This is a genomic window from Pseudomonas sp. HLG18, assembly GCF_051903985.1.
Lineage (GTDB): Bacteria > Pseudomonadota > Gammaproteobacteria > Pseudomonadales > Pseudomonadaceae > Aquipseudomonas > Aquipseudomonas fluorescens_BT.
On record NZ_CP195831.1, the window covers coordinates 5,356,945 to 5,378,756 of the forward strand.

The 21,812-nt window shown below is 62.3% G+C and carries 18 protein-coding genes and 1 tRNA gene; 17 read left to right on the top strand and 2 right to left on the bottom strand.

Annotated elements, in window-relative coordinates; all coding sequences use genetic code 11:
* Positions 1 to 29: 29 nt before the first annotated feature.
* From ACSPX5_RS24650 to pgaD, 11 genes are all read left to right on the top strand, one after another.
* Positions 30 to 458, top strand: coding sequence for a MarR family winged helix-turn-helix transcriptional regulator (locus tag ACSPX5_RS24650; RefSeq protein WP_011331882.1), 429 nt, complete (start codon positions 30 to 32; stop codon positions 456 to 458).
* The gene (locus tag ACSPX5_RS24655) at positions 455 to 2,518 is read left to right on the top strand and encodes an FUSC family protein (RefSeq protein WP_439820428.1); all 2,064 of its coding nucleotides are present in this window, start codon (positions 455 to 457) and stop codon (positions 2,516 to 2,518) included. The genes ACSPX5_RS24650 and ACSPX5_RS24655 overlap by 4 nt, the downstream gene beginning before the upstream one ends.
* Positions 2,515 to 2,724, top strand: a complete 210-nt coding sequence (locus tag ACSPX5_RS24660; RefSeq protein WP_007957657.1) for a DUF1656 domain-containing protein — start codon at positions 2,515 to 2,517, stop codon at positions 2,722 to 2,724. Before ACSPX5_RS24655 ends, ACSPX5_RS24660 begins: the two co-directional genes overlap by 4 nt.
* Positions 2,721 to 3,605: an efflux RND transporter periplasmic adaptor subunit gene (locus tag ACSPX5_RS24665; RefSeq protein ID WP_169428332.1), complete on the top strand. Its 885-nt coding sequence runs from the start codon at positions 2,721 to 2,723 to the stop codon at positions 3,603 to 3,605. Before ACSPX5_RS24660 ends, ACSPX5_RS24665 begins: the two co-directional genes overlap by 4 nt.
* Positions 3,602 to 5,044 (top strand): efflux transporter outer membrane subunit, encoded by a 1,443-nt coding sequence (locus ACSPX5_RS24670; RefSeq protein ID WP_439820429.1) that lies wholly within the window; start codon positions 3,602 to 3,604, stop codon positions 5,042 to 5,044. The genes ACSPX5_RS24665 and ACSPX5_RS24670 overlap by 4 nt, the downstream gene beginning before the upstream one ends.
* Before the next feature lie 93 nt (positions 5,045 to 5,137).
* Complete coding sequence (locus tag ACSPX5_RS24675; protein WP_169428334.1) at positions 5,138 to 5,773, top strand: NADH:ubiquinone oxidoreductase subunit N; 636 nt, start codon at positions 5,138 to 5,140, stop codon at positions 5,771 to 5,773.
* Between the two features lie 200 nt (positions 5,774 to 5,973).
* Positions 5,974 to 7,485: a YdgA family protein gene (locus ACSPX5_RS24680; RefSeq protein ID WP_439820430.1), complete on the top strand. Its 1,512-nt coding sequence runs from the start codon at positions 5,974 to 5,976 to the stop codon at positions 7,483 to 7,485.
* 256 nt (positions 7,486 to 7,741) lie between these two features.
* The gene (pgaA, locus tag ACSPX5_RS24685; RefSeq protein ID WP_439820431.1) at positions 7,742 to 10,225 is read left to right on the top strand and encodes a poly-beta-1,6 N-acetyl-D-glucosamine export porin PgaA; all 2,484 of its coding nucleotides are present in this window, start codon (positions 7,742 to 7,744) and stop codon (positions 10,223 to 10,225) included.
* A 12-nt stretch (positions 10,226 to 10,237) separates the two neighbouring features.
* Entirely contained in the window at positions 10,238 to 12,235 is a 1,998-nt protein-coding gene (gene pgaB / locus ACSPX5_RS24690) for a poly-beta-1,6-N-acetyl-D-glucosamine N-deacetylase PgaB (RefSeq protein WP_207867067.1), read from the top strand.
* A 1-nt stretch (position 12,236) separates the two neighbouring features.
* Positions 12,237 to 13,592, top strand: coding sequence for a poly-beta-1,6-N-acetyl-D-glucosamine synthase (pgaC, locus tag ACSPX5_RS24695; RefSeq protein ID WP_169428338.1), 1,356 nt, complete (start codon positions 12,237 to 12,239; stop codon positions 13,590 to 13,592).
* Entirely contained in the window at positions 13,589 to 14,122 is a 534-nt protein-coding gene (pgaD, locus tag ACSPX5_RS24700; protein ID WP_207867069.1) for a poly-beta-1,6-N-acetyl-D-glucosamine biosynthesis protein PgaD, read from the top strand. The genes pgaC and pgaD overlap by 4 nt, the downstream gene beginning before the upstream one ends.
* Here pgaD and ACSPX5_RS24705 read toward each other — a convergent pair.
* On the bottom strand, positions 14,115 to 15,644 hold the full coding sequence (locus ACSPX5_RS24705) for an FAD-dependent oxidoreductase (RefSeq protein WP_439820432.1): 1,530 nt from the start codon (positions 15,642 to 15,644) through the stop codon (positions 14,115 to 14,117). The two genes, pgaD and ACSPX5_RS24705, sit on opposite strands and share 8 nt — an antisense overlap.
* A gap of 137 nt (positions 15,645 to 15,781) precedes the next feature.
* Between ACSPX5_RS24705 and ACSPX5_RS24710 the strand changes: the two genes are divergently transcribed.
* From ACSPX5_RS24710 to ACSPX5_RS24730, 5 genes are all read left to right on the top strand, one after another.
* Positions 15,782 to 16,342: a YbhB/YbcL family Raf kinase inhibitor-like protein gene (locus ACSPX5_RS24710; RefSeq protein ID WP_207867071.1), complete on the top strand. Its 561-nt coding sequence runs from the start codon at positions 15,782 to 15,784 to the stop codon at positions 16,340 to 16,342.
* Positions 16,343 to 16,428: 86 nt separating this feature from the next.
* The gene (locus ACSPX5_RS24715; protein ID WP_439820433.1) at positions 16,429 to 18,120 is read left to right on the top strand and encodes a vWA domain-containing protein; all 1,692 of its coding nucleotides are present in this window, start codon (positions 16,429 to 16,431) and stop codon (positions 18,118 to 18,120) included.
* Positions 18,121 to 18,149: 29 nt separating this feature from the next.
* Positions 18,150 to 18,731, top strand: a complete 582-nt coding sequence (locus tag ACSPX5_RS24720; protein WP_439822053.1) for an RNA polymerase sigma factor — start codon at positions 18,150 to 18,152, stop codon at positions 18,729 to 18,731.
* Positions 18,728 to 19,357: a hypothetical protein gene (locus tag ACSPX5_RS24725; protein ID WP_439820434.1), complete on the top strand. Its 630-nt coding sequence runs from the start codon at positions 18,728 to 18,730 to the stop codon at positions 19,355 to 19,357. Before ACSPX5_RS24720 ends, ACSPX5_RS24725 begins: the two co-directional genes overlap by 4 nt.
* Before the next feature lie 20 nt (positions 19,358 to 19,377).
* Positions 19,378 to 19,647 carry a hypothetical protein gene (locus tag ACSPX5_RS24730; protein ID WP_243433429.1) on the top strand — a complete coding sequence of 90 codons (270 nt, stop codon included), beginning with the start codon at positions 19,378 to 19,380 and terminating at the stop codon, positions 19,645 to 19,647.
* Positions 19,648 to 19,713: 66 nt separating this feature from the next.
* On the opposite strand, the gene ACSPX5_RS24735 is transcribed toward ACSPX5_RS24730, so the two are convergent.
* Positions 19,714 to 19,790: transfer RNA gene (locus tag ACSPX5_RS24735), tRNA-Arg, on the bottom strand.
* A gap of 445 nt (positions 19,791 to 20,235) precedes the next feature.
* On the opposite strand from ACSPX5_RS24735, the gene gabD reads away from it, so the two are divergent.
* Positions 20,236 to 21,678 (top strand): NADP-dependent succinate-semialdehyde dehydrogenase, encoded by a 1,443-nt coding sequence (gabD, locus tag ACSPX5_RS24740; RefSeq protein ID WP_439820435.1) that lies wholly within the window; start codon positions 20,236 to 20,238, stop codon positions 21,676 to 21,678.
* The last annotated feature ends 134 nt before the right edge of the window (positions 21,679 to 21,812 follow it).

Sequence of the window (21,812 nt, forward strand, 5' to 3'; positions counted from 1 at the left end):
TCGTGCCGAATAACCTCGACGCTCTCCAGATGAACATCAGCAGTGCCATGGTGGTTGCTGCCAGGCATTGGCGGAAGATCTGCCAGACCACGCTGGTCAACTATGGAATTTCCGAAGCCTGCGCCGTCCCGTTGTTGATGATCGGGCGGCTGGGCGAGGGTGTGCGGCAGGTACAGGTGGCGCAGGCGGCGGGGATGGAGTCGCCGTCGCTGGTGCGTCTGCTCGATCAGTTGTGTCACGCCGGTTTTGTCTGCCGCACCGAAGATGCGCAGGACCGTCGCGCCAAATGCCTGAGCCTGACCGACACCGGCCGTGAGCTGGTGCAAGCGGTGGAGGCGCAACTGGTGCGCCTGCGTCATGAAGTGCTCGAAGGCATCGACCAGCGCGATCTGGAGGCTACGCTTCGGGTACTGAGAGCTTTTGAGGCGGCCACTCCGCCAACGGTGATCAATCCGTGAACGGGTTCTTTTCCGGCATGCCCCCAGCGCGGGACTGGTTCTACGGGATCCGCACGTTCGCGGCCTCGATGATCGCGCTGTACATCGCCTTGCTCATGCAGATGCCGCGTCCGTACTGGGCGATGGCCACGGTGTACATCGTTTCCAGCCCGTTCCTCGGCCCGACCAGTTCCAAGGCGCTGTATCGCGCCATCGGCACGTTTCTCGGTGCAGCGGCGGCGGTGCTGTTCGTGCCGATGTTCGTCCAGAGCCCTTATGTGCTGGTGGTGGTCATTGCGTTATGGACCGGGATTCTGCTGTTTCTGTCCCTGCATCTGCGGACCGCCAACAATTACGCACTGATGCTGGCCGGCTACACCTTGCCGTTGATCGCCCTGCCGGTGGTGGATAACCCGCTGGCGGTGTGGGACGTGGCCGAGTCGCGAACTGAAGAGATCTTTCTCGGCATCGCCGTGGCGGCGGTGGTCGGTGCGATGTTCTGGCCACGACGCCTGGCACCGGTGTTCAACGACGCCGTGGGCAAATGGTTCGCCGACGCCACGACCTACAGCCTGAAATTCCTCAGCCGCGACGTGCAGCCCGAAGAAGTCACTGCGCTGCGCATGGCCATGGTCGGCAGTTTCAACAGCCTGGAGTTGATGATCGGCCAGTTGCCGCACGAAGGTGCGCGGCCGCAAACCGTACGCAACACCAAGGAACTGCGCGGGCGGATGATCCACCTGCTGCCGGTGATCGACGCCCTTGAGGATTCGCTTTACGCCCTCGAACGGCGCACGCCGGAACTGGTGGAAAAATTCGCGCCGCTGCTCACCGCCACCCGCGAATGGCTAGGCCACAAAGACGCCGACCTCGACCGCTGGCAAACCCTGCGGGATCAGCTCGAAGCGTTGCAACCGAGCGCCGAAGCCCTCGAAGATCGCAAACAGTTGCTGTTTTCCAACGCGCTGTACCGTCTCGGCGAATTCATCGATCTGTGGCAGGACTGTCGCAGCCTGCAGGACGCGATCCTGTGCGAACGGCAGGACAGCTGGCGCGCGGTCTATCGTCACTGGCGCCTCGGCCGCCTGACGCCATTCCTCGACCGTGGGCTGATGCTGTATTCGGTGGCCTCGACCATTCTGGCGATCATCGTCGCCTCGGTACTGTGGATCCTGCTGGGCTGGACCGACGGCGGCAGCGCGGTGATTCTGGCGGCGGTATCGTGCAGTTTCTTCGCCTCAATGGACGACCCGGCGCCGCAGATCTACCGGTTCTTTTTCTGGACCGGGATGTCGGTGCTGTTCGCCAGCCTGTACCTGTTTCTGGTGCTGCCGAACTTGCATGACTTTCCGATGCTGGTGCTGGTATTCGCGGTGCCGTTCATCTGTGTCGGCACCCTGACGGTCCAGCCACGGTTTTTCCTCGGCATGCTGCTGACGCTGGTCAACACCTCGTCGTTCATCAGCATTTCGGGTGCTTACGACGCGGATTTCTTTGCCTTCGCCAATTCCAACCTGGCGGGCCCGATGGGGCTGTTGTTCGCGTTTATCTGGACCCTGATCGCCCGGCCGTTCGGCGCGGAACTGGCGGCCAAGCGCCTGACCCGTTTCAGCTGGAAAGACATCGTCAGCATGACCGAACCGGCCACCCTCGCCGAACACCGGCATCTGGGTGTGCAACTGCTCGACCGCCTGATGCAGCACCTGCCGCGTCTGGCGCTGACCGGCCAGGACACTGGCATCGCCATGCGCGAAGTGCGCGTGGGGCTGAACCTGCTCGATCTGCTCGCCTATACGCCGCGAGTGACGGGCGCGCCGAACGCGTTGCTCAAGCAAGTGGTGTCCGAGGTCGGCGAGTATTTCCGAGCCTGCCTCAAGGCCGGTGAACGCTTGCCGGCGCCGAGCGCCTTGTTGATGACCATGGATCGCACCCGTCGTGCGCTCAATGGCCACTGCGAGGAAGAAACCCGACTCAACCTGTTGCACGCCTTGAGCGGTTTGCGCCTGGCGCTGTTGCCCGGCGTGGAATTCGTCTCCAGTGCCGAGCCCGAAGAACCGCTGCCCGAAGGAGCGCCCCTATGATCGGTGATCTGGACATCAGCGGCATTTTCCTGCCGACCCTGCTGGTGTTGATGGGCATCACTTATGTGTTGTTTGTGTTGGTACACGGCGTGCTCACACGCCTGCATTTCTACCGTCTGGTCTGGCACCGGGCATTGTTCAACGTGGCTCTCTACGCCGTGATGCTGTACGGCGTGGATTCACTCAGTCGATACCTGATGACATGAAAAAACCGTTTCTGACCCTCGGTCGCGTCGTCCTGACGCTGCTGATCGTGACTTTCGCCGTCGTCGTGGTCTGGCGCATGGTGATGTATTACATGTTCGCGCCCTGGACCCGCGACGGCCACATTCGCGCCGACATCGTGCAGATCGCCCCGGACGTGTCCGGGCTGATCCAACAGGTCGAGGTCAAGGATAACCAGTTGGTGAAACGCGGCCAGGTGCTGTTCAGCATCGACCAGGACCGTTTCAAACTGGCATTGCGCCAGGCCAAGGCAGCCGTTGCCGACCGTGAAGAAACCCTCGCCCAGGCCCAGCGTGAAGCCAAGCGTAACCGTGGACTGGGCAATCTGGTGCCGGCCGAACAGCTGGAAGAAAGCCTGTCGAAAGTGGCCCGCGCGCAATCGGCCCTGGCCGAAGCGCTGGTGACGGTGGACAGCGCCCAACTCAACCTCGATCGCTCGGTGATCCGCAGCCCGGTGGACGGCTACGTCAACGACCGTGCGCCGCGCTCGCAGGAATTCGTCACCGCCGGGCGTCCGGTGTTGTCGGTGGTGGACAGCAATTCGTTCCATATCGACGGCTATTTCGAAGAGACCAAACTCGACGGCATCCACATCGGTCAGTCGGTGGATATCCGCGTGATCGGCGACCGCGCCCGCTTGCGCGGGCATGTCGAAAGCATCGTCGCCGGTATCGAAGACCGTGACCGTTCGAGCGGCAGCAACCTGTTGCCCAACGTCAACCCGGCCTTCAGCTGGGTGCGTCTGGCGCAGCGGATTCCGGTGCGCATCGCCTTCGACGATGTGCCGGAAGACTTCCGCATGATTGCCGGGCGTACCGCCACGGTCTCGATCATCGACGATCAGCAGGAGCCCGCGAAATGAGCAGGGCCCTGATGATCGCCGGTCTGGGCGTGATGTTGTCGGCCTGTTCCATGGTCGGGCCGGACTATCACCTGCCGAGTGATGCGGCGATTCAGCGCAAGGATTTCCAGGGCGATCTGGCGGTGGCCGGCAAACCTGTGGTCTCCACTCCCGTGCCGGCGGACTGGTGGCGGTTGTATCGCGATCCGCGTCTGGATCAACTGGTGCAGCAGGCCATGGCCTCCAACACCGACCTGCGGGTGGCGGCGGCGAACCTGTCGCGGGCCCGTGCCCAGGTCGATGAAGCCGAGGCGGCCGGCGGCTGGAGCGGTGGCGTGAAAATGGGTGCCCAGCGCTTGCAGGAATCCGGTCAGGCATTTCTGCTGCCGGAGAAAGTCCCGGTGGCCAACGTCGCCGACATCGGCATCAGCGCGTCTTACCAGTTCGACCTGTGGGGCGTCCTGCAGCGCGGGATCGAAGCGGCGAAAGCCAACGCCGACGCGACCCAGGCCGCTGCCGACACCGCACGCATCACCTTGGTGGCAGACGTGGTTCGGGCCTACACCCAGGTCTGCGCGGCCAACGAAGAACGGGAAATCGCCCAGCATTCCCTCGACCTGCAATCCCAGAGCACCACGCTGATCCAGCGCCTGCGTGATGCCGGACGCGGGGACGAAACCCAGGTCACCCGCTCGCAGACTCAATTCAAGTCCCTGCGCGCCGACCTGCCGCGCTATGAAGCGGCGCGTCAGGCCGGGTTGTTCCGTCTGTCGATGCTGCTGGCCAAACCGGTCGATCAATTGCCGGCCGGCACGGCGACCTGTGCTGAATTGCCGAAAATCGCCCAACTGGTGCCGGTCGGTGATGGCGCCGCGCTGCTCAAACGACGGCCGGATGTCCGCCAGGCCGAACGTCGTTTGGCAGCTGCGACCGCCGGGATTGGCATTGCCACCGGCGAGCTGTACCCGGACATCAGCATCGGCGCGACCATCGGCACCGTCGGCTTCGTCTCCGACCTCGGCGACCCCTCGACCAACCGCTGGGGCTTTGGCCCGTCGCTGAGCTGGAAGGTGCCGACCAACGGCGCCCGGGCGCGTATCCGCGAGGCCGAAGCTTCGACCCAGGGCGCTTTGGCGCATTTCGACGGCGTAGTGCTCAACGCCATCCGCGAAACCCAGACCGGACTGGCTCAATACACCGCGCTGCTGCAACGCCGCGACGCCCTGGCCGATGCCGAGCAGTCGGCGAAGCTGGCGGCTGACCAGACTCACCGCTTCTTCCAGGCGGGCCGCGAGTCGTTCCTCGCCGACCTGCAAGCCACTCGCACCTACACCGACGTCACTGCGCAACTGGCCGCCGCCAACACTCAGGTTGCCATGAGCCAGATCGATTTGTTCCTCGCCCTCGGCGGTGGCTGGGAAAGCGGACGAACGCAAGCCTCGAGCGCCAGCAAACCCTGAGGCCGTTGCTATGCTTTGAAGTATTGAAAGGGCGCCCCGAACCAGGCGCCTTTTCAGTGCACATTGCTAGCGCAGGTCTAGGGGAAACCAATAATGAAAAACCCTTACGCTCTCGGCTTCTGGTGCGCCCTGGTCGCACTGGTGCTGCTGTCGGCCACCTATTTCTACGGCATCATGCTGGCTCATCAGATCGACAAGGCGATGGTCTTCCTCGACAGCGCGACCGCGCTGATCGCGGTGATGGCGATCGTGGTGGTGGCCTGGGCATCGGTCCAGGTGCAGCGGCTCAAGAAACGCCAGCTTCAGCAAAGCAAGACGCTGCTGCTGATCTGGGACACCAAAGTCGCGCTGCGCAAAGTCGAAACCGTGTTCGACCGCTACTTCTGGGGCAGCTACTGGCAACCGGGACGCACTTTCGCCGAGGTCATGGGCGAACTCACCGGCACTCCGCTGGAAAAAAGCCTCGAAGCCCTGAAAAAACAATGCCTGGCCCTGGACAAACAAGTCGCCGATGACGGCTGGCACTGGTTGAACAATGCCCGTGAATTGTCCGACGTCGCGACCGCCATGGCCCGCGAGCGCTATCAGCTGGATTTCTGCGACCCACGCGGCGACGGGCCGGGCGGGGCGGTGATCGACCGGGATTTCGAGGTGCTGGTGTACACCTGGACCGCACGCCTGAAAAGCTTCGATCATCAGCTCGATGAGATCGAGCTGCAGTATTCCTGACCTCCCAAAAGATCGCCGAACCCGGCGATCTTTTTGTTTGTCCATGTCCCGTGGACACTCTTTAACCTTTAAACATTGGGCCGCCCCGCGCTGCCAGTGCTAATCTCCACCGCTAAATTCAGCGGAGTCGCGCCACGGCCCGGTCACGGGTTCACGGAAGACGACCACACCTTCAGCCACGGAAATCGATCAGGTCATTCATGAATAAATCAGCAGGCGTGCTTCTCGGAATTGTTGTTGCGATCGGCGCCATCAGCGTCGGCGGGGCCTGGTACACCGGCACCAAAATCGAAGGCGTACTGAACAATGCCGTCGCCAATGCCAACAGCGAGTTGCAGACCGCCATGGCCGGCTCCAACGGCAGTGCGTCGCTGGAACTGGTGTCGCTGGAACGCAACACCTTCAGCAGCACCGCGCACTATCGCCTCAAGGGTGAAGGCGAGATGTTCGGCGAAGCGCCGGTCGAGTTGCTGTTCGTCGACCATATCGAGCACGGCCCGCTGCCGTTCTCGCGACTGGTCTCGCTGAAATGGCTGCCGGTCATGGCCACCAGTCACTATGAGCTGGAAAAGACCCCGATCACCGAGAAATGGTTCGCCGCCACCAAGGGCGCTGCGCCACTCAAAGGTGTGGTCAACATCGGCTATGACCAGTCCACCACTGGCAATATCGAACTGCTGCCGCTGGAAACCGCGCTGGACGACAAGTCGAGCCTGAAGTTTTCCGGCCTGAACATGGACATTTCCGCCAGTGCCCAGGCACAGAAGGTCAAGGCCAACGGCTACATGGACAGCCTGCACCTGACCACCGTGGCTGAAGACCAGGCGCCGGTGCAGATCGAACTCAATGGCCTGACCCTGGCCAGCAACCTCGCCAAGAGCAGCTATGGCTACTACACCGGCGAAAACACCCTGGAACTGACCAGCAGCAAGACTACCTTCGGCGCCAAGCAGTCCGTGCTGGGCGTGAAGAACTTCGAGATGAAGAACCTCACCGAAGAAAACGGCACGAACGCTTCCGGCCGTGCCGACTACAAAATCGGTGAAGTGACCCTCAACGACAAGAAAATCGGTTCGGCCAATCTGGCCATGAGCCTTAAAAACCTCGACATCCCGTCGGCTCTGTCGCTGATGCAGATCTACCAGACCAAGCTGCAGCCATACGAAAAAGCCGCCGCCGAAGCCACCGCCGCCGGTCTGCCGGCACCGGAGCTGAACCTGACCGAAGCCGAGTCCACTCAGGTCAAGGCTGACCTGCAAAAACTGCTGGCGGCCGGGCCGCAACTGGCGCTGGAAGACCTGTCGCTGAAAACCGCCAACGGTGAAAGCCGTGCCAATCTGGTGCTCGACCTGACCAAGCCACAGTCGATGGACCTGCCGCCGGATCAACTGGGCAAGCAACTGATCGCCCTGCTTGACGTCAACGTGCTGGTGTCCAAGCCGATGCTGGTCGATCTGCTCAGCGTGCAGGCGCAACTCGATGGTCAGACCGATGCCAAAGCCATCGTCGACCAGGCCAGCGCCGGAGCCGACATGTTCGCCGGCATGGCCGTCGGTTCGCAGTTGGCGACCCTGGATGGCACCAACGTTGTCACCAAGCTGCATTACGCCGCCAATCAGGTGGAGTTCAACGGCCAGAAGATGACCGTCGAGCAGTTCGTCGATTTCCTGATGAGCAAATTCGCTGGTGTCAACGTCAGCCAGGAACAGTAACCCCCCTCGCTACACCTCAACGCCCGGCCTTTGCTCCCCGCAAACGCCGGGCGTTTTGCTGTCTGGAATCGGCGTGAGCGGCGTGAGCCAGCGTTTTCGGTCACGAATCTGAACAAATATTGTGTTCTGAATATTGATCTACGCTTGCGTGCAAGACTGCTTGGATAGCTTGGCCAGGTAAATCGACTTGGTCTCCGTTACGAATTGGGCAAGGGGGAGCATTGCTACCCGGCTGGCCATGTAAGGATGCTGACGAATGCCGCGTATTGATGTTCCTGTATTACATCGTGGTTTACGCCCTTTGTTTCGAGTCGCGCTTTGCAGCCAGTTGCTCTGGCCGGTGCTCGCGTTGGCCGATACGGCCTACGATCAAATGGTGCTTGATGCCCGGGCAGGGCATTACACGCCCGCGCTGACCGCTTTGCGTCAGGTGCCGCCGGCCCAGGCCACGCCGGGACAGATCAGCGATCACCTGCAAATCGCCAGTTGGGCCGGGCTTGATGCCGAAGTGGTGCAAGTTTACGAGACCCAGGGGCGCGGCCGCGCATTGCCGACCCAGGCCCTGACCGCCACCGCTCGCGCCTATCGCAATCTCAAGCGCTGGGAACAGGCCATCGAGGTCTACAACAAGGCCCTGGCGCAGGAACCGAACAACGCCGACCTGCAACTCGGTCTCGCGCTGACCCAGGCAGACTCTGGCAAACCCGATGAGGCCGTGACCCGTGCCAAGGCATTGGTTGCCGCCAAACCCGATGATCCTTCCCGCCGTCTCGCACTGGGCTATGCCCTGACCCGTGCTGGCAAGCAATACGATGCGTTGTTCGAATACGATCAGGCCTTCGCTCGCGCCGGCAGCAAACCGGAAGTCGCCCGTGAATACGTGGTCGCTCTGCAAAAGGCCCGTATGCCCGAGCCGGCGCTGCGCCTGGCCAATCAGCGGCCGGGGCTGATCGATCCGGTGACTCTGCGTCGTCTCGAAGGCGATCTGGCTGCCGAGCGGGTGCGCCTCGCCGAATTCGCCACCCGCAGCGAAAAAGAACGCTACGTGATCGCCGATCGCGCACTGGCCGACTACGACAAGCTGCTCGCCACCTGGACCCCGGATGCCGGCGCCCACGACGACGTGACCCGCTGGCGCATCGACCGCATGGGCGCGCTCAAGGCCCGTGCGCGTACGGCCGACGTCATTGCCGAATACCAGAAACTGCAAGGCGAAGGCGTGAAGATTCCGACCTACGCCCTGCGCTGGGTGGCTGCTTCGTATCTGGATCAGCGTCAGCCCGAGGTCTCCACTGACCTGTATCGTCAGGTGCTCTCGGCGCCGGACGCCGATGCCGGCGATCGCCTCGAAGACACCACCGCGCTGTATTACTCGTTGCTGGAAAGCGACCGCGTCGAGGAGGCGCGCAAGGTCGCCGAAGATCTGGCCAAAAACGAGAAACCGCGCGTCGAACTCAAGGGCTTGCCGATCGGTAACCCCAGCGACGACTGGATGGACGCGCAATTGCTCTCGGCTCAGGCTGCCGGCACCTACGGCGCGGACCTGCCCCATGGCGAGGATCGCTTGCAGACGCTGGTCGATCAGGCGCCGGGCAACGTCGGCCTGCGCCTGTCACAGGCCGATCTTTACCTGGCGCGACAATGGCCGCGCCGCGCCGAGAGCCAGCTCAAGGAAGTCGAGAGCATGGTGCCCCGGGACATGGGACTGGAGGTGGCTCAGGCCCGAACCGCCATGACGCTTCAGGAATGGCGGCAGATGGATGCGCTGACCGACGACGTCGTGGAGCGCTTCCCGGACAACCGCCAGGTGCAGCGAGCGGCCCGCGAGCGTGAAGTGCATGACATGTCCGAATTACGCGTTGAAGCCTACGGCGGCAAGGCCAATGGCGGCAGCGGTGGCAATGCCGGCGCGGTCAGCGGCAGCCGGGACTTCGGCATCCAGAGCACGCTCTACAGTCCGCCGATCGATGAGGATTGGCGCGTGTTCGCCGGGGTCGGTTATGCCACCGGTGACTTCGCCGAAGGCACCGGCAACCACCGCTTCCAGCGTGTCGGTCTGGAGCGGCGCACCCGCGACATGACCCTTGAAGCTGAAGTCTCCAACCATTCCTACGGTTACGGCGACAAGCAGGGCGCCCGCCTGGCGATTGCCCGGGACATCAATGACAACTGGCAGTACGGCGGCAGCCTTGAATACCTGTCGGCGGAGACCCCGTTGCGCGCGCTCAACAGCGACATCAAGGCCAACGGCGGCAGCGGTTTCATCCGCTGGCGCGCGAATGAAAGCCGCGAGTGGAAACTGTCGGTCAGCCCGTCGCATTTCAGCGACGGCAACAACCGTGTCGAAGCCTTGCTGACCGGCCGCGAAGGCGTCTACAGCACCACCCACGTGCAGGTCGACGCCGGTCTGGAAGTCAGCACCAGTCATAACTCCAAATCCGAAGACGTGCCGTACTTCAACCCGAAGGCGGACTTCAGCGTGATGCCGACGGTCAACGTCAACCACGTGCTCTACCACCGCTACGAAACCTCCTGGAGCCAGCAGTTCCAGGCCGGTGCGGGTACGTACAGCCAGCGTGATCACGGCACCGGCGGCATGGCGATGCTCGGCTACGGCCAGCGTTATGCCTGGAACGACGTATTCGAGGTGGGCGGTTTGTTCAGTGTGATCAACCGGCCCTACGACGGTGACCGGGAAACCGATCTGCGTCTGCTCGTCGACCTCACTTTCCGCTTCTAGAAGAGTTTGAAGATGCCTTTGATTTCGCGTTTCATCCTTCTGCTGGGAGTGCTGCTGGTCAGCGCCTGCGCCCAGCAAGCCCCGGCCTTCGCGCCGCCGTCCGAGCGTCCGCTGGCGGCCAATGAAAAGCCCTGGCCGAAAAACCACGTGCTGGGCATTGCCTACCACGACGTCGAAGACCGTGATCCCGATCAGGCCGTAGTGGCCGTGCGCACCGAGCGCATGATCGAGCAGCTGGCCTGGCTGCGGGAAAACAACTACAAGCCGGTGACGGTCGATCAGATCATGGCCGCGCGCAAGGGCGGGCCGGAACTGCCGCCCAAAGCGATCCTGCTCAGCTTCGACGACGGCTACGCGAGTTTCTACACCCGTGTGATGCCGGTGCTGCGCGCCTACAACTGGCATGCGCTGCTGGCGCCGGTCGGGGTCTGGATCGATACTCCGCTGAATCAACCGGTGGACTTTGCCGGCGCCATGCGCCCGCGTTCCGACTTTCTGACCTGGGATCAGGTGCGAGAAATTTCGCAATCGGGCCTGGTGGAAATCGCCGCCCACACCGATGCCAGCCACAAAGGCATCCTCGCCAACCCGCAAGGCAACATGCAGCCGGCCGCCGCAACCCGTCGCTACGATCCGGTGACCAGGCGCTACGAATCCGAAGCGCAATTCCAGGCACGGATTCGCACTGACGTGGCCACCATCTCAGAGAAAATCCGCAAGGCCACCGGTAAAAAACCACGAATCTGGGTCTGGCCCTACGGGACGGCGGACGGTACTTCGCTGACCGTGGTCAGCGAGCAGGGCTATGAAATGGCCCTGACCCTCGACGACGGTCTCGATGCCCTCGACAACCTGATGAGCAGCCCACGTTTTCTCGTGGCCTCGGACCCGGATGGCGAGCATTTCGCCAACAGCATCGTGGCCGTGCAGTCGGATTTCGCCATGCGCGTGGTGCACGTGGATCTGGACAACGTCTATGACCCGGATCCGGCGCAGCAGGAGGTCAATCTCGGCAAGCTGATCCAGCGCATGTCCGACATGGGCGCCAACACGGTGTTCCTGCAAGCCTTCGCCGATCCGAAGGGTGATGGTCTGGTGCATTCGCTGTACTTCCCCAACCGTCATCTGCCGATGCGCGCCGACCTCTTCGACCGCGTCGCCTGGCAGCTGCGTACCCGGGCCCACGTGAAGGTGTTCGCCTGGATGCCGGTGCTGAGTTTTGCGCTGGATTCGACATTGCCGCGGGTCACGCGCTGGGATCCGAAGACTGGCACTACCGCTGTCGATCCGGATCAGTACAAGCGGCTGTCACCGTTCGATCCCGAGGTGCGGCGGATCATTGGTGAAATCTACGAAGACGTGGCGCGCCTGACCTCGGTGGACGGCATTCTCTACCACGATGACGCCGTGCTGTCGGACTTCGAGGACGCCAGTCCCGAGGCCTTGAAGGCCTATGCCGCCCACGGTCTGCCGGGCTCGATTGCCGCCCTGCGTGATGATCCGGCAGCCATGCAGCGCTGGACGCGATTCAAGAGCCGCTACCTGATCGACTTCACCAATGAACTGACCGCCAAGGTGCGGGCGATCCGTGGCCCGCAGGTGCTCACCGCGCGCAACATCTTCGCCGAGCCGATTCTCAATCCCGGGAGCGAAGCGTGGTTCGCGCAGAACCTCGACGACTTCCTTGTGAGCTACGACTGGACGGCGCCGATGGCCATGCCACTCATGGAAAAGCAGACCCCTGCGCAATCCGGCCCGTGGCTGGAAGAACTGGTGGCGAAAATCAAACAACGCCCCGGTGCGCTGGATCGCACGGTGTTCGAATTGCAGGCACGGGACTGGACGAAGAAGGATCAGGCCGACATCGACGGTGCGCAACTGGCCGACTGGATGGGCCGCCTCAAGCGTCAGGGCGCCACCAGTTTCGGTTACTACCCGGACAACTTCCTCGAGAACCTGCCGGACCTGAAAACCGTGCGGCCTGCGCTCTCCAACAAATGGAACCCATGACATGCTGGATAGACTGCTGGCCCTGCTGGTTCTGGCGATTGTCCTCGGCGTACCGCTGGGGCTGATCTTCCTGGTCACCGGGCAATTCCTGATGGACTTCGTGTTCTTCTACCCGCTGTTCATGTCCGGGTTGTGGATTTCCGGTGGCCTGTACTTCTGGCTGCACTGGGAACGGCACTGGCCTTGGAAAGACGACACCCTGCCGCCACCGCTGGAAGGCGAACCGCTGATTTCGATCCTGATCCCTTGCTACAACGAGGGCGACAACGCGGCCGACACCATTCACGCGGCGCTGGCGCAGCATTACCCGAACATCGAAGTCATCGCGATCAACGACGGTTCCAAGGACAACACCGCGCAAGTGCTGGATGCGCTGGCCAAGGAAGATCCACGGCTGCGCGTGCTGCACCTGGCGGAAAACCAGGGCAAGGCCGTGGCACTGCGCATGGGCGCCATCGCGGCGCGCAGCGAATATCTGGTGTGCATCGACGGTGATGCGTTGCTGGCGCCGAACACTGCCGCTTATCTCGTGGCACCGATGCTCGACAACGCACGACTGGGCGCGGTGACCGGCAACCCGCGGATCCGCACCCGTTCGACCCTGGTCGGGCGGGTTCAGGTGGGCGAGTTTTCGTCGATCATCGGGCTGATCAAACGCACCCAGCGGGTGTTCGGGCGGATCTTCACCGTGTCGGGTGTGATCGTCGCGTTCCGCCGTACGGCGCTGAACCGGGTCGGCTACTGGAGCCCGGACATGATCACCGAAGACATCGACATCAGCTGGAAGCTGCAACTGGACCACTGGAGCATCTTCTACGAGCCCCGCGCCCTGTGCTGGATCCTGATGCCGGAAACCCTGCGCGGTCTGTGGAAGCAGCGCCTGCGCTGGGCCCAGGGCGGCGCCGAGGTGTTGTTCAAGAATATTCGCGGGATCTGGCAGTACCGTCACCGTTACCTGTGGCCACTGCTGTTCGAATACTGCCTGTCGACCGGTTGGGCATTCACCTTCCTGTTGTCGGTCATCTTCTGGGGCGTCGGCAAGTTCGTGGTCATGCCCGAAGCGATTGCGGTGGACCACCTGATGCCACCGGCATTTACCGGGCTGTTGCTGGCCTTCGTCTGCCTGGTGCAGTTCGCGGTCAGTATCGTGATCGACCGACGCTACGAGCCGGGTCTGGGCAGAACCATGTTCTGGGTGGTCTGGTATCCGTTGGTGTTCTGGTTCATCAGTCTGCTGACCACGCTGGTCAGCTTTCCGAAGGTGCTGTTCGGCCAGCATCAGAAGCGTGCGCGCTGGGTCAGCCCGGACCGGGGCATCAAACCGGCAGGCGACGACGAAGAGGAGATCATCAAATGAAAATCATCCGGACCCGCCAGCGGCCATTTCTGGTGGTGATCGATGTGATCCTCACCGTGCTGGCCTGGGTCGGCCTGCTGTATCTGCTGGTGCGCGGGCTGTGGCCGCTGATCGAAACCCATGCCGGCGGCCCGCGCATCGACCATTCGGCGTTCGAAGCCCTTGGCACCTTGCAGATCTATCTGTGGGTGGCGCTGGTCAACGCCGTCATCCTGATTTCCTGGGCCCGCTATCAACAACGCAAAAGCCGCAGTTTCGCCCAGCGCCGGCTGGCTGCCCCGGTGGTCGACGATGACGGTCTGAGCAAAAGCTTCAAGCTGTGCGATGACCGCCTGCAGAAGCTGCGCAGCCCTGGCGTCATCACCATCCACAACAATCAGGACGGTGACGTCAGCCACGTGGTGCCGCATCTGTGGCCGGTGGAGCCAGCCGAACTGCCGCCACCGCTGGCTCCACTGGAGCACCCACGGGTGATCTTTCTGCACGCCGAGGACGACGATAACCGCGAGCCATCGAACCGGCTCAACTGACCGCGCGAATCAGCCGCCATGCCTCTTCCATGGGCAGCGGCTGTTTCATGCGTTCGGCCAGCAACGCCATTGCGCGCTCCTGCTCGCACGCCACCGCAGCGACCACCAGGCCGTTGGCGCCGAAGAGTCCGATGAAGGGCGGCTGTTCGGGGTCGCCCATGAATTCGATGGCATCCCACTGCCCGGCGTGGCCGAGATAGTCGTAGTTGCGGCCAAAGTGCCAGGTCCAGAAATACGGCACGTCGAGGTAATGCTCGTCGGCGCCGAGCATGTTGGCAGCGGCGATCCGCGCGTGTTGCTGGGCCAGGCGCCAGTGCTCGATGCGCCGCGGCTGGCCGTTCAACGGGAACGTGGCGATATCGCCGATGGCCCACAGGTTGTCGGTGACGCCCATACCGGCATCGACTCGAATCGATTGGTCATTCTCCAGTGGCAATGATGCGAACGCCTCGGTTGCCGGGCGCACACCAATTCCCGCCAGCACCAGATCCGCCGAAAGACGCAGGCCATTATCGAGTAGCACCGCCTCGACCTTGCCGTCACCGGTGATCTCCCTGGCTGGGTGATCGACGATGAATTTCACCCCGTTCTCTTCGTGGAGGGCGCGGATTGCCTTGCCCACGGCTTCACCGAACTGTGCCACGAAGGGAATGGCGTGGCGCGCCAGCACCGTGACGTCGAGACCGTGCTGGCGCAGCGCCGAAGCACATTCGAGGGCGATGAAACTGTCACCGATGATGACGGCACGCTGTCCCGGCCGTGCAATTTTCATGATCTGTCCGGCGTGGGCCCTGGAACGCAGGACAAACACCTGCGGCAGGTCGGCACCGGGCAGCTCCAGAGCATTGGGCGTCGCTCCGGTAGCGAGTACGGCGGCGCTGTAGTTCAGCGTCCGGCCATCGGCAAGATGCAGGGTGCAGGTCTGGGCATCGAGCGCGATGACTGTGCCAGACACGCGATTGACGTGTTGTTCGCGGTAGAAGTCGTCATCGCGCAAGGGCGGGATTTGCTGTGGCGGTGTCTCTCCCGACAGGACAAATTTGCTCAATACCGTGCGGTCGTATCCGGCGTCCGGTTCGCGGTCGATCATCACGATCTGTCCGCCAAAGCCTTTCTCCCGCAGAGCGGCGGCGCACGCCGTTCCTGCAGCGCCGGAACCGACAATGACAAAGCTTCGCTGATCGTCCAGCCCAGGGACATGGGCATCCGACAGTGGTTGATCATCAACCCAGATTTCATCACCACGCAGTTCCAACGGATACCGCTTGAGGCTGTCCAGGGCCGGTGGCTCGCACAGGGCGCCGTCCTCTGCGCGAAAGGCAGCCTTGTGCCAGGGACAGATCAGTCGCCCATGACACAAGGCGCCTTCCGCCAGCGGCGCCCCGGCATGTGGGCATTCGCCCTGAAAGGCGCGCAACTGGCCGGCGACGCTCAGCAGGACAATCTTGCAGTCGCCGATCTGTACTTCAAGGCCACGGTCTTGCGCAACATCGGCGAAACGGGCGACACGGTGCAGGGACATGGTCGTGCTCCATGGGGTGTTTCTCATACGAGTTTGGCCCGGATCGCGAGGTTCATCCATTTCCCACTGCCACGGCACGAACGGTACGGCTATAGTTTGCAGGCCGACGAAGGCCCAACTGCACAAGGTGCTCCCGGATGACCCGATTGACCTCTCTCAACCCTTGGCTGGCGGCCGTTGCCGTCGCCCTTTGCGTGCAGTTCCCGGCGCAGGCCCAGGAGCGCTTCACTCTCAGCATTCCCGGTGTTTCGGACAATCGTCTGTTCACCGCAGCGGCGGCCAGCGATGCCGCCGGTTGCGGCGGCAAGAACCTGTCCCCGGCGCTGAGCTGGAACGCCGGCCCCGCCGCGACCCAGAGCTATGCCATCGTGATGCACGATCCGGACGGCCAGAAAGGCATGGGCGTCGATCACTGGGTTCACTACGGCATCAAGGCCACAACCCGGCAGATCCCGGCCGGCAGCGGCACCAGGCCGACCTTCGAAGGGCTGGGCGGTACCAACAGCAAAGGCACGACCACCTATGTCGGCCCCTGCCCGCCGACCGGCGACAGCGCCCACCACTACATCATCCAGATCTACGCCCTGGACCTTGCCCCCGACGCCTTGCCGGCCGGTCTGACCCGCGCCCAGTTGCTGGAAAAGATCAAAGGCCATGTGCTGCGCAACAGCAGTGCGGTACGGCGTTATCACCGCTGAAAAATATTCGGCGGCGTTTAACCCGAACTGAAAGGGCTGCCCGTCTCAGAGGTTGAATGATCAATTCTTCCTCGAGGTCAGCCCCCATGTTCCTTCCTTCGACGCTTCTGCGACCCTTGGCTGCCGGTGTGCTGTTGGCCGTCGCCGGTTGCGGTGTTTCCTCCGGTCCGGAATCGGTCGCCGTACCGCCACCGGCACAGCCCGAATCCAGCCCTGCGGTACAGCACGAAGCGGTCGTGGCCGATCGCGCGATGGCCAAACGCAGCGTGCTTGCGGCGCCGATGGCCAGTTTTGCTCCGATGCCGGCCGGGGAAAGTTATCCACAAGGCTATCGCGCCGAGCAGCACGAACAGTATGCCCACCTGGCTGATAACCCGATCCACAGCGTTGCCGAAACACCCGTCTCGACCTTCAGTGCCGATGTGGATACCGGCGCCTACGCCAACGTTCGCCGTCTGCTCAATCAGGGACGCCTGCCGCCGGAGGGCGCGGTGCGGCTGGAGGAGATGGTCAATTATTTTCCCTACGACTACGCGCTGCCCGCCGACGGCTCGCCTTTTGGCGTGACCACGGAACTGGCGGCCACCCCGTGGAATCCGCACACCCGTTTGCTGCGCATCGGCATCAAGGCATCTGACCGCTCGGTGGTGGAGCTGGCGCCGGCCAACCTGGTGTTTCTGGTGGACGTGTCCGGTTCGATGGATCGCCGTGAAGGGCTGCCGCTGGTCAAAAGCACTTTGAAACTGCTGGTCGATCAATTGCGCGAGCAGGATCGCGTGTCGCTGGTGGTCTATGCCGGTGAATCGCGGGTGGTGCTGGAGCCGACTTCCGGGCGGGAAAAGGCGAAAATTCGCACCGCCATCGAGCAGTTGACCGCAGGAGGTTCGACCGCAGGTGCTTCCGGCATCGAACTGGCCTACCAGATGGCGCAACAGGCGTTCATCCCCAAAGGTATCAACCGCATCCTGCTGGCCACCGACGGCGACTTCAACGTCGGTGTCAGCGACTTCGACAGTCTCAAGCAGATGGCTGTGGATAAACGCAAGACCGGTATTTCCCTGACCACCCTGGGTTTCGGTGTGGATAACTACAATGAACACTTGATGGAGCAACTGGCGGATGCCGGTGATGGCAACTACGCCTACATCGACAACCTGCGCGAGGCGCGCAAGGTGTTGGTGGATCAGTTGGGTTCGACCCTTGCCGTGGTGGCGAAAAACGTCAAATTGCAGGTGGAATTCAACCCGGCGCAGGTCAGCGAATACCGGCTGCTTGGCTACGAAAATCGCGCGCTCAAGCGTGAGGATTTCAGCAATGACAAGGTCGATGCCGGTGAAATCGGTGCAGGGCACACGGTGACGGCGCTGTATGAAATTGTCCCCGCAGGCGAGGAGGGCTGGCTGGAGCCGCTGCGCTACGGTAAGTCGGAGCCGGCTGTTTCCGGGAAGAACGGAGAATTGGCGATGTTGCGTGTGCGATACCAAAAGCCGGAAGGTGGGAAAAGTCTGCTGATCGAGCGGCCGATTGCCAGTCAGGTTGCGCCCGCCAGCGAAGACCTGCGTTTTGCTGCCGCCGTCGCGGCGTTCTCCCAGCAACTCAAGGACGGTCGCTACACCGGCGATTTCAGCTTGAAGGACACCGAAGCCCTGGCCCGAGGTGCCCGTGGCGATGACCGTTTCGGCCTGCGCAACGAATTCGTGCAACTGGTGGAACTGGCGCAAAGTCTGCGGACTTCGACCGCCTCCAATGCGTTGCCGACCGAGCGACGGATTGAATAGTGAGTCGCCTGAAGGGGTTCATCAGCCAGCTGTTTGCCAGCGCAGACAGCCTTGAGGCCAGCAGCGACGAATCGCTGCTGGCCCGATATCGCGAGGGCGAGGGCAAGGCGTTCGAAATCCTGTATGCCCGTCATCGCCAGGGCCTGTACCGGTTTCTGCTCGGGTTGAGCGGCAAGCCGGAGCTGGCCGAAGAGGTGTATCAGGAAACCTGGCTGAGCCTGATCCGCAGTAGCAGTCAGCCACAAGGCCGGGCGACTTTTCGTACCTGGTTGTTCCAGATTGCCCGCAATCGCCTGATCGACCACTGGCGCAAGCACGGCGCCCATCAGCCGTTGCATGACAGCTACGACGAGCAGACTCATGCGGTCAGCGATGAGGCGAGCGACCCCGAACAGCTGCTCAGCCTCAGCCGCGACAGTCAGCGCCTGGACAGTGCCCTGCAAACCCTGCCTGCCGACCAGCGCGAAGTGTTCCTGCTGCGCGCCCACGGCGACCTCGATCTGGCACAAATCGCCAGCCTCACCGAAACACCGCTGGAAACCGTCAAGAGCCGCTTGCGCTACGCCCAGCAAAAACTGCGTCGGCTGCTGGCCGAGGAGGTACTGACATGACGGACGCCCGCCAGACACCCGAAGAGCAACTGCTCAAACATGTGCGCGAACAGCACAACGTCGAACCGCCAGCGCATCTCGACGCGCTGATTCTTGGCGCCGCCCATCGCCAGGCCTCTGCACCGAAATCCAGCCCGTGGCAGCGCTGGCTCAAGGCCTGCCAGACACCGCGTTACCGGGTGGCTTTCGCCAGTCTGGTGGGCATCGCGCTGGTGCTGTCGCTGGTACAGCGTGCCCCGGAACCTGTGGCCCATTACGATTTCGCCCCTGCTGCCAAACCAGCCGCACCGCTGGCCCGCAAGGAGGCTATCGAGTCCCGGACATTGTCAGCCCCAACGGGCGCGCTGTCGGAACCTGCACCTGCACCTGCACCTGCACCTGCTCCGATGACGGAAATGGCCGCGCCGATGCAAAGTGAGTCGATCAGCGCCGACAGGGCAGACGAAGCCAAAGCCAGCAAACGCGCTGCCGCCCCGGCCAATGGCCTTGACGAGCAACTGCGCGAAGTCCTGCGTCTGCGCGAATCCGGTCAATCGCAAGCGGCCGACGCCCTGTTCAATAACCTGCACAAACGCTACCCGGACGTGAACCTCGACATCCGACTCGAACAAATTCGCCAGAAGTGACCGATTGATGACCCAGCCATTTGGCATTGCCCCGCAAAAACGCGCACTATCGGGGCATTGCCGATGCGCTGGAGGATGCCGTGGCCCAAAAAATCGACCGCATCGCCCAAATGCTCAACTGCCCGGTGAAGGGTGAGGAACTGCGGCGAGCCGTGACCGAGAGTCGTAAGGAGTTTCTTCTGGCGAAGCAGGCAGAAGAGGATCTGCAGGAGGACGTTCTTGATGATGAGTGGATCGAGGACGAAGAAGACGATGAAGAATACGACGAGTTTGACTGGACGACGGAGTGATTCGCCAACCAGCATCCACAAAAAAGCCTCAGACCTTTCGGCCTGAGGCTTTTTCGTTTCTGTTCATGGCGCACCAGGCGGGATTCGAACCCACGACCCCTGCCTTCGGAGGGCAGTACTCTATCCAGCTGAGCTACTGGTGCAGCGGGCGACATCATACCTAGGTCGGCTCGGGGCGTCCATGCCGGGTTTTGGCGTGGTTTGTCAGTGCAAGTGTCGGTTGGAAAACCCTGCATTCCATAAAGCTGTAACGTCCTGCAAAAGGCTCGCTTGGCGCTTTGGAGAGGCTGTTCTATGGTTTCCCTGCGATCGGGGCTGGTTGTACGTTGATCCGAAATGTTCAGCAATTACGGCGTTTTTGTTCTTTTTTTCGAACGACCTATTGTCCTTTAACCCCTTTGATCCTAGGATCCGTTTGAGATTTCAAACGCTCTTTGATCGGGTGCTGAGCCGCACGTGTTTGCAACCGTGCACTATTCAGGTGCTTGAGCCCGGTGAATGATTTCCCTGACGGCAGCCTTGCGAGGCGCCTTTCTACAATCATAATTTTGCTCCGCGCTGGCCGCGGTGCTGTTAAGGAAAGCCGACATGCAGCTTAAAGACACCCAGTTGTTCCGCCAGCAAGCCTTTATCGATGGCGCTTGGGTCGACGCGGACAACGGTCAGACGATCAAGGTCAACAACCCGGCCACCGGCGAGATTCTGGGCACCGTGCCGAAGATGGGCGCTGCCGAAACCCGCCGCGCGATTGAAGCCGCTGACAAAGCGCTGCCGGCCTGGCGTGCACTGACCGCCAAGGAGCGTGCAGGCAAACTGCGTCGCTGGTTCGAACTGATGATCGAGCACCAGGACGACCTCGCTCGCCTGATGACCCTCGAGCAGGGCAAACCACTGGCCGAAGCCAAGGGCGAAATCGTTTACGCCGCTTCGTTCATCGAGTGGTTCGCCGAAGAAGCCAAGCGCATCTACGGCGACGTGATTCCGGGCCACCAGCCTGACAAGCGCCTGATCGTGATCAAGCAACCGATCGGCGTGACCGCCGCCATCACCCCGTGGAACTTCCCGGCGGCGATGATCACCCGTAAAGCGGGTCCGGCCCTGGCCGCCGGTTGCACCATGGTGCTCAAGCCGGCTTCGCAAACCCCGTTCTCCGCTTTCGCCCTGGCCGAACTGGCCCAGCGCGCCGGCATCCCCAAAGGTGTGTTCAGCGTGGTGTCCGGCAGCGCCGGCGACATCGGCAGCGAGCTGACCAGCAACCCGATCGTGCGCAAACTGTCCTTCACCGGTTCGACCGAAATCGGCCGTCAGCTGATGTCGGAGTGCGCCAAGGACATCAAGAAAGTTTCCCTGGAACTGGGCGGCAACGCGCCATTCATCGTGTTCGACGATGCGGACCTGGATAAGGCCGTCGAAGGCGCGATCATTTCCAAGTACCGCAACAACGGCCAGACCTGCGTCTGCGCCAACCGTCTGTACATTCAGGATTCGGTCTACGACGCGTTCGCCGAGAAGCTGAAAGCGGCCGTCGCCAAACTGAAGATCGGCAACGGTCTGGAAGAGGGCACCACCACGGGTCCGCTGATCGACGAGAAAGCTGTGGCCAAGGTGCAAGAGCATATCGCTGACGCCGTGGCCAAAGGTGCCACCGTGCTGGCCGGCGGCAAGCCGATGGAAGGCAACTTCTTTGAGCCGACGATCCTGACCAACGTGCCGAAAGACGCGGCTGTGGCCAAGGAAGAAACCTTCGGTCCGTTGGCGCCACTGTTCCGCTTCAAAGACGAGGCCGAAGTGATCGCGATGTCGAACGACACCGAATTCGGCCTGGCTTCCTACTTCTACGCTCGCGACCTGGGCCGTGTGTTCCGTGTGGCTGAAGCGCTGGAATACGGCATGGTCGGCGTCAACACCGGGCTGATCTCCAACGAAGTCGCACCGTTCGGCGGGATCAAGGCCTCGGGCCTGGGCCGTGAAGGCTCCAAGTACGGCATCGAAGATTACCTGGAAATCAAATACCTCTGCCTGGGCATCTAAGCCTCGGTAGAAGATCGCTGTAAACGCAAAGGGCACGAGAGCGCTGTCCCTTTGCGTCGTTTCAAACCGGAATTTTCTCTGCGGCCGGGAACGCCGTGGCAGTCGATCATCGCATGCTGCCACCGCCGATTCCT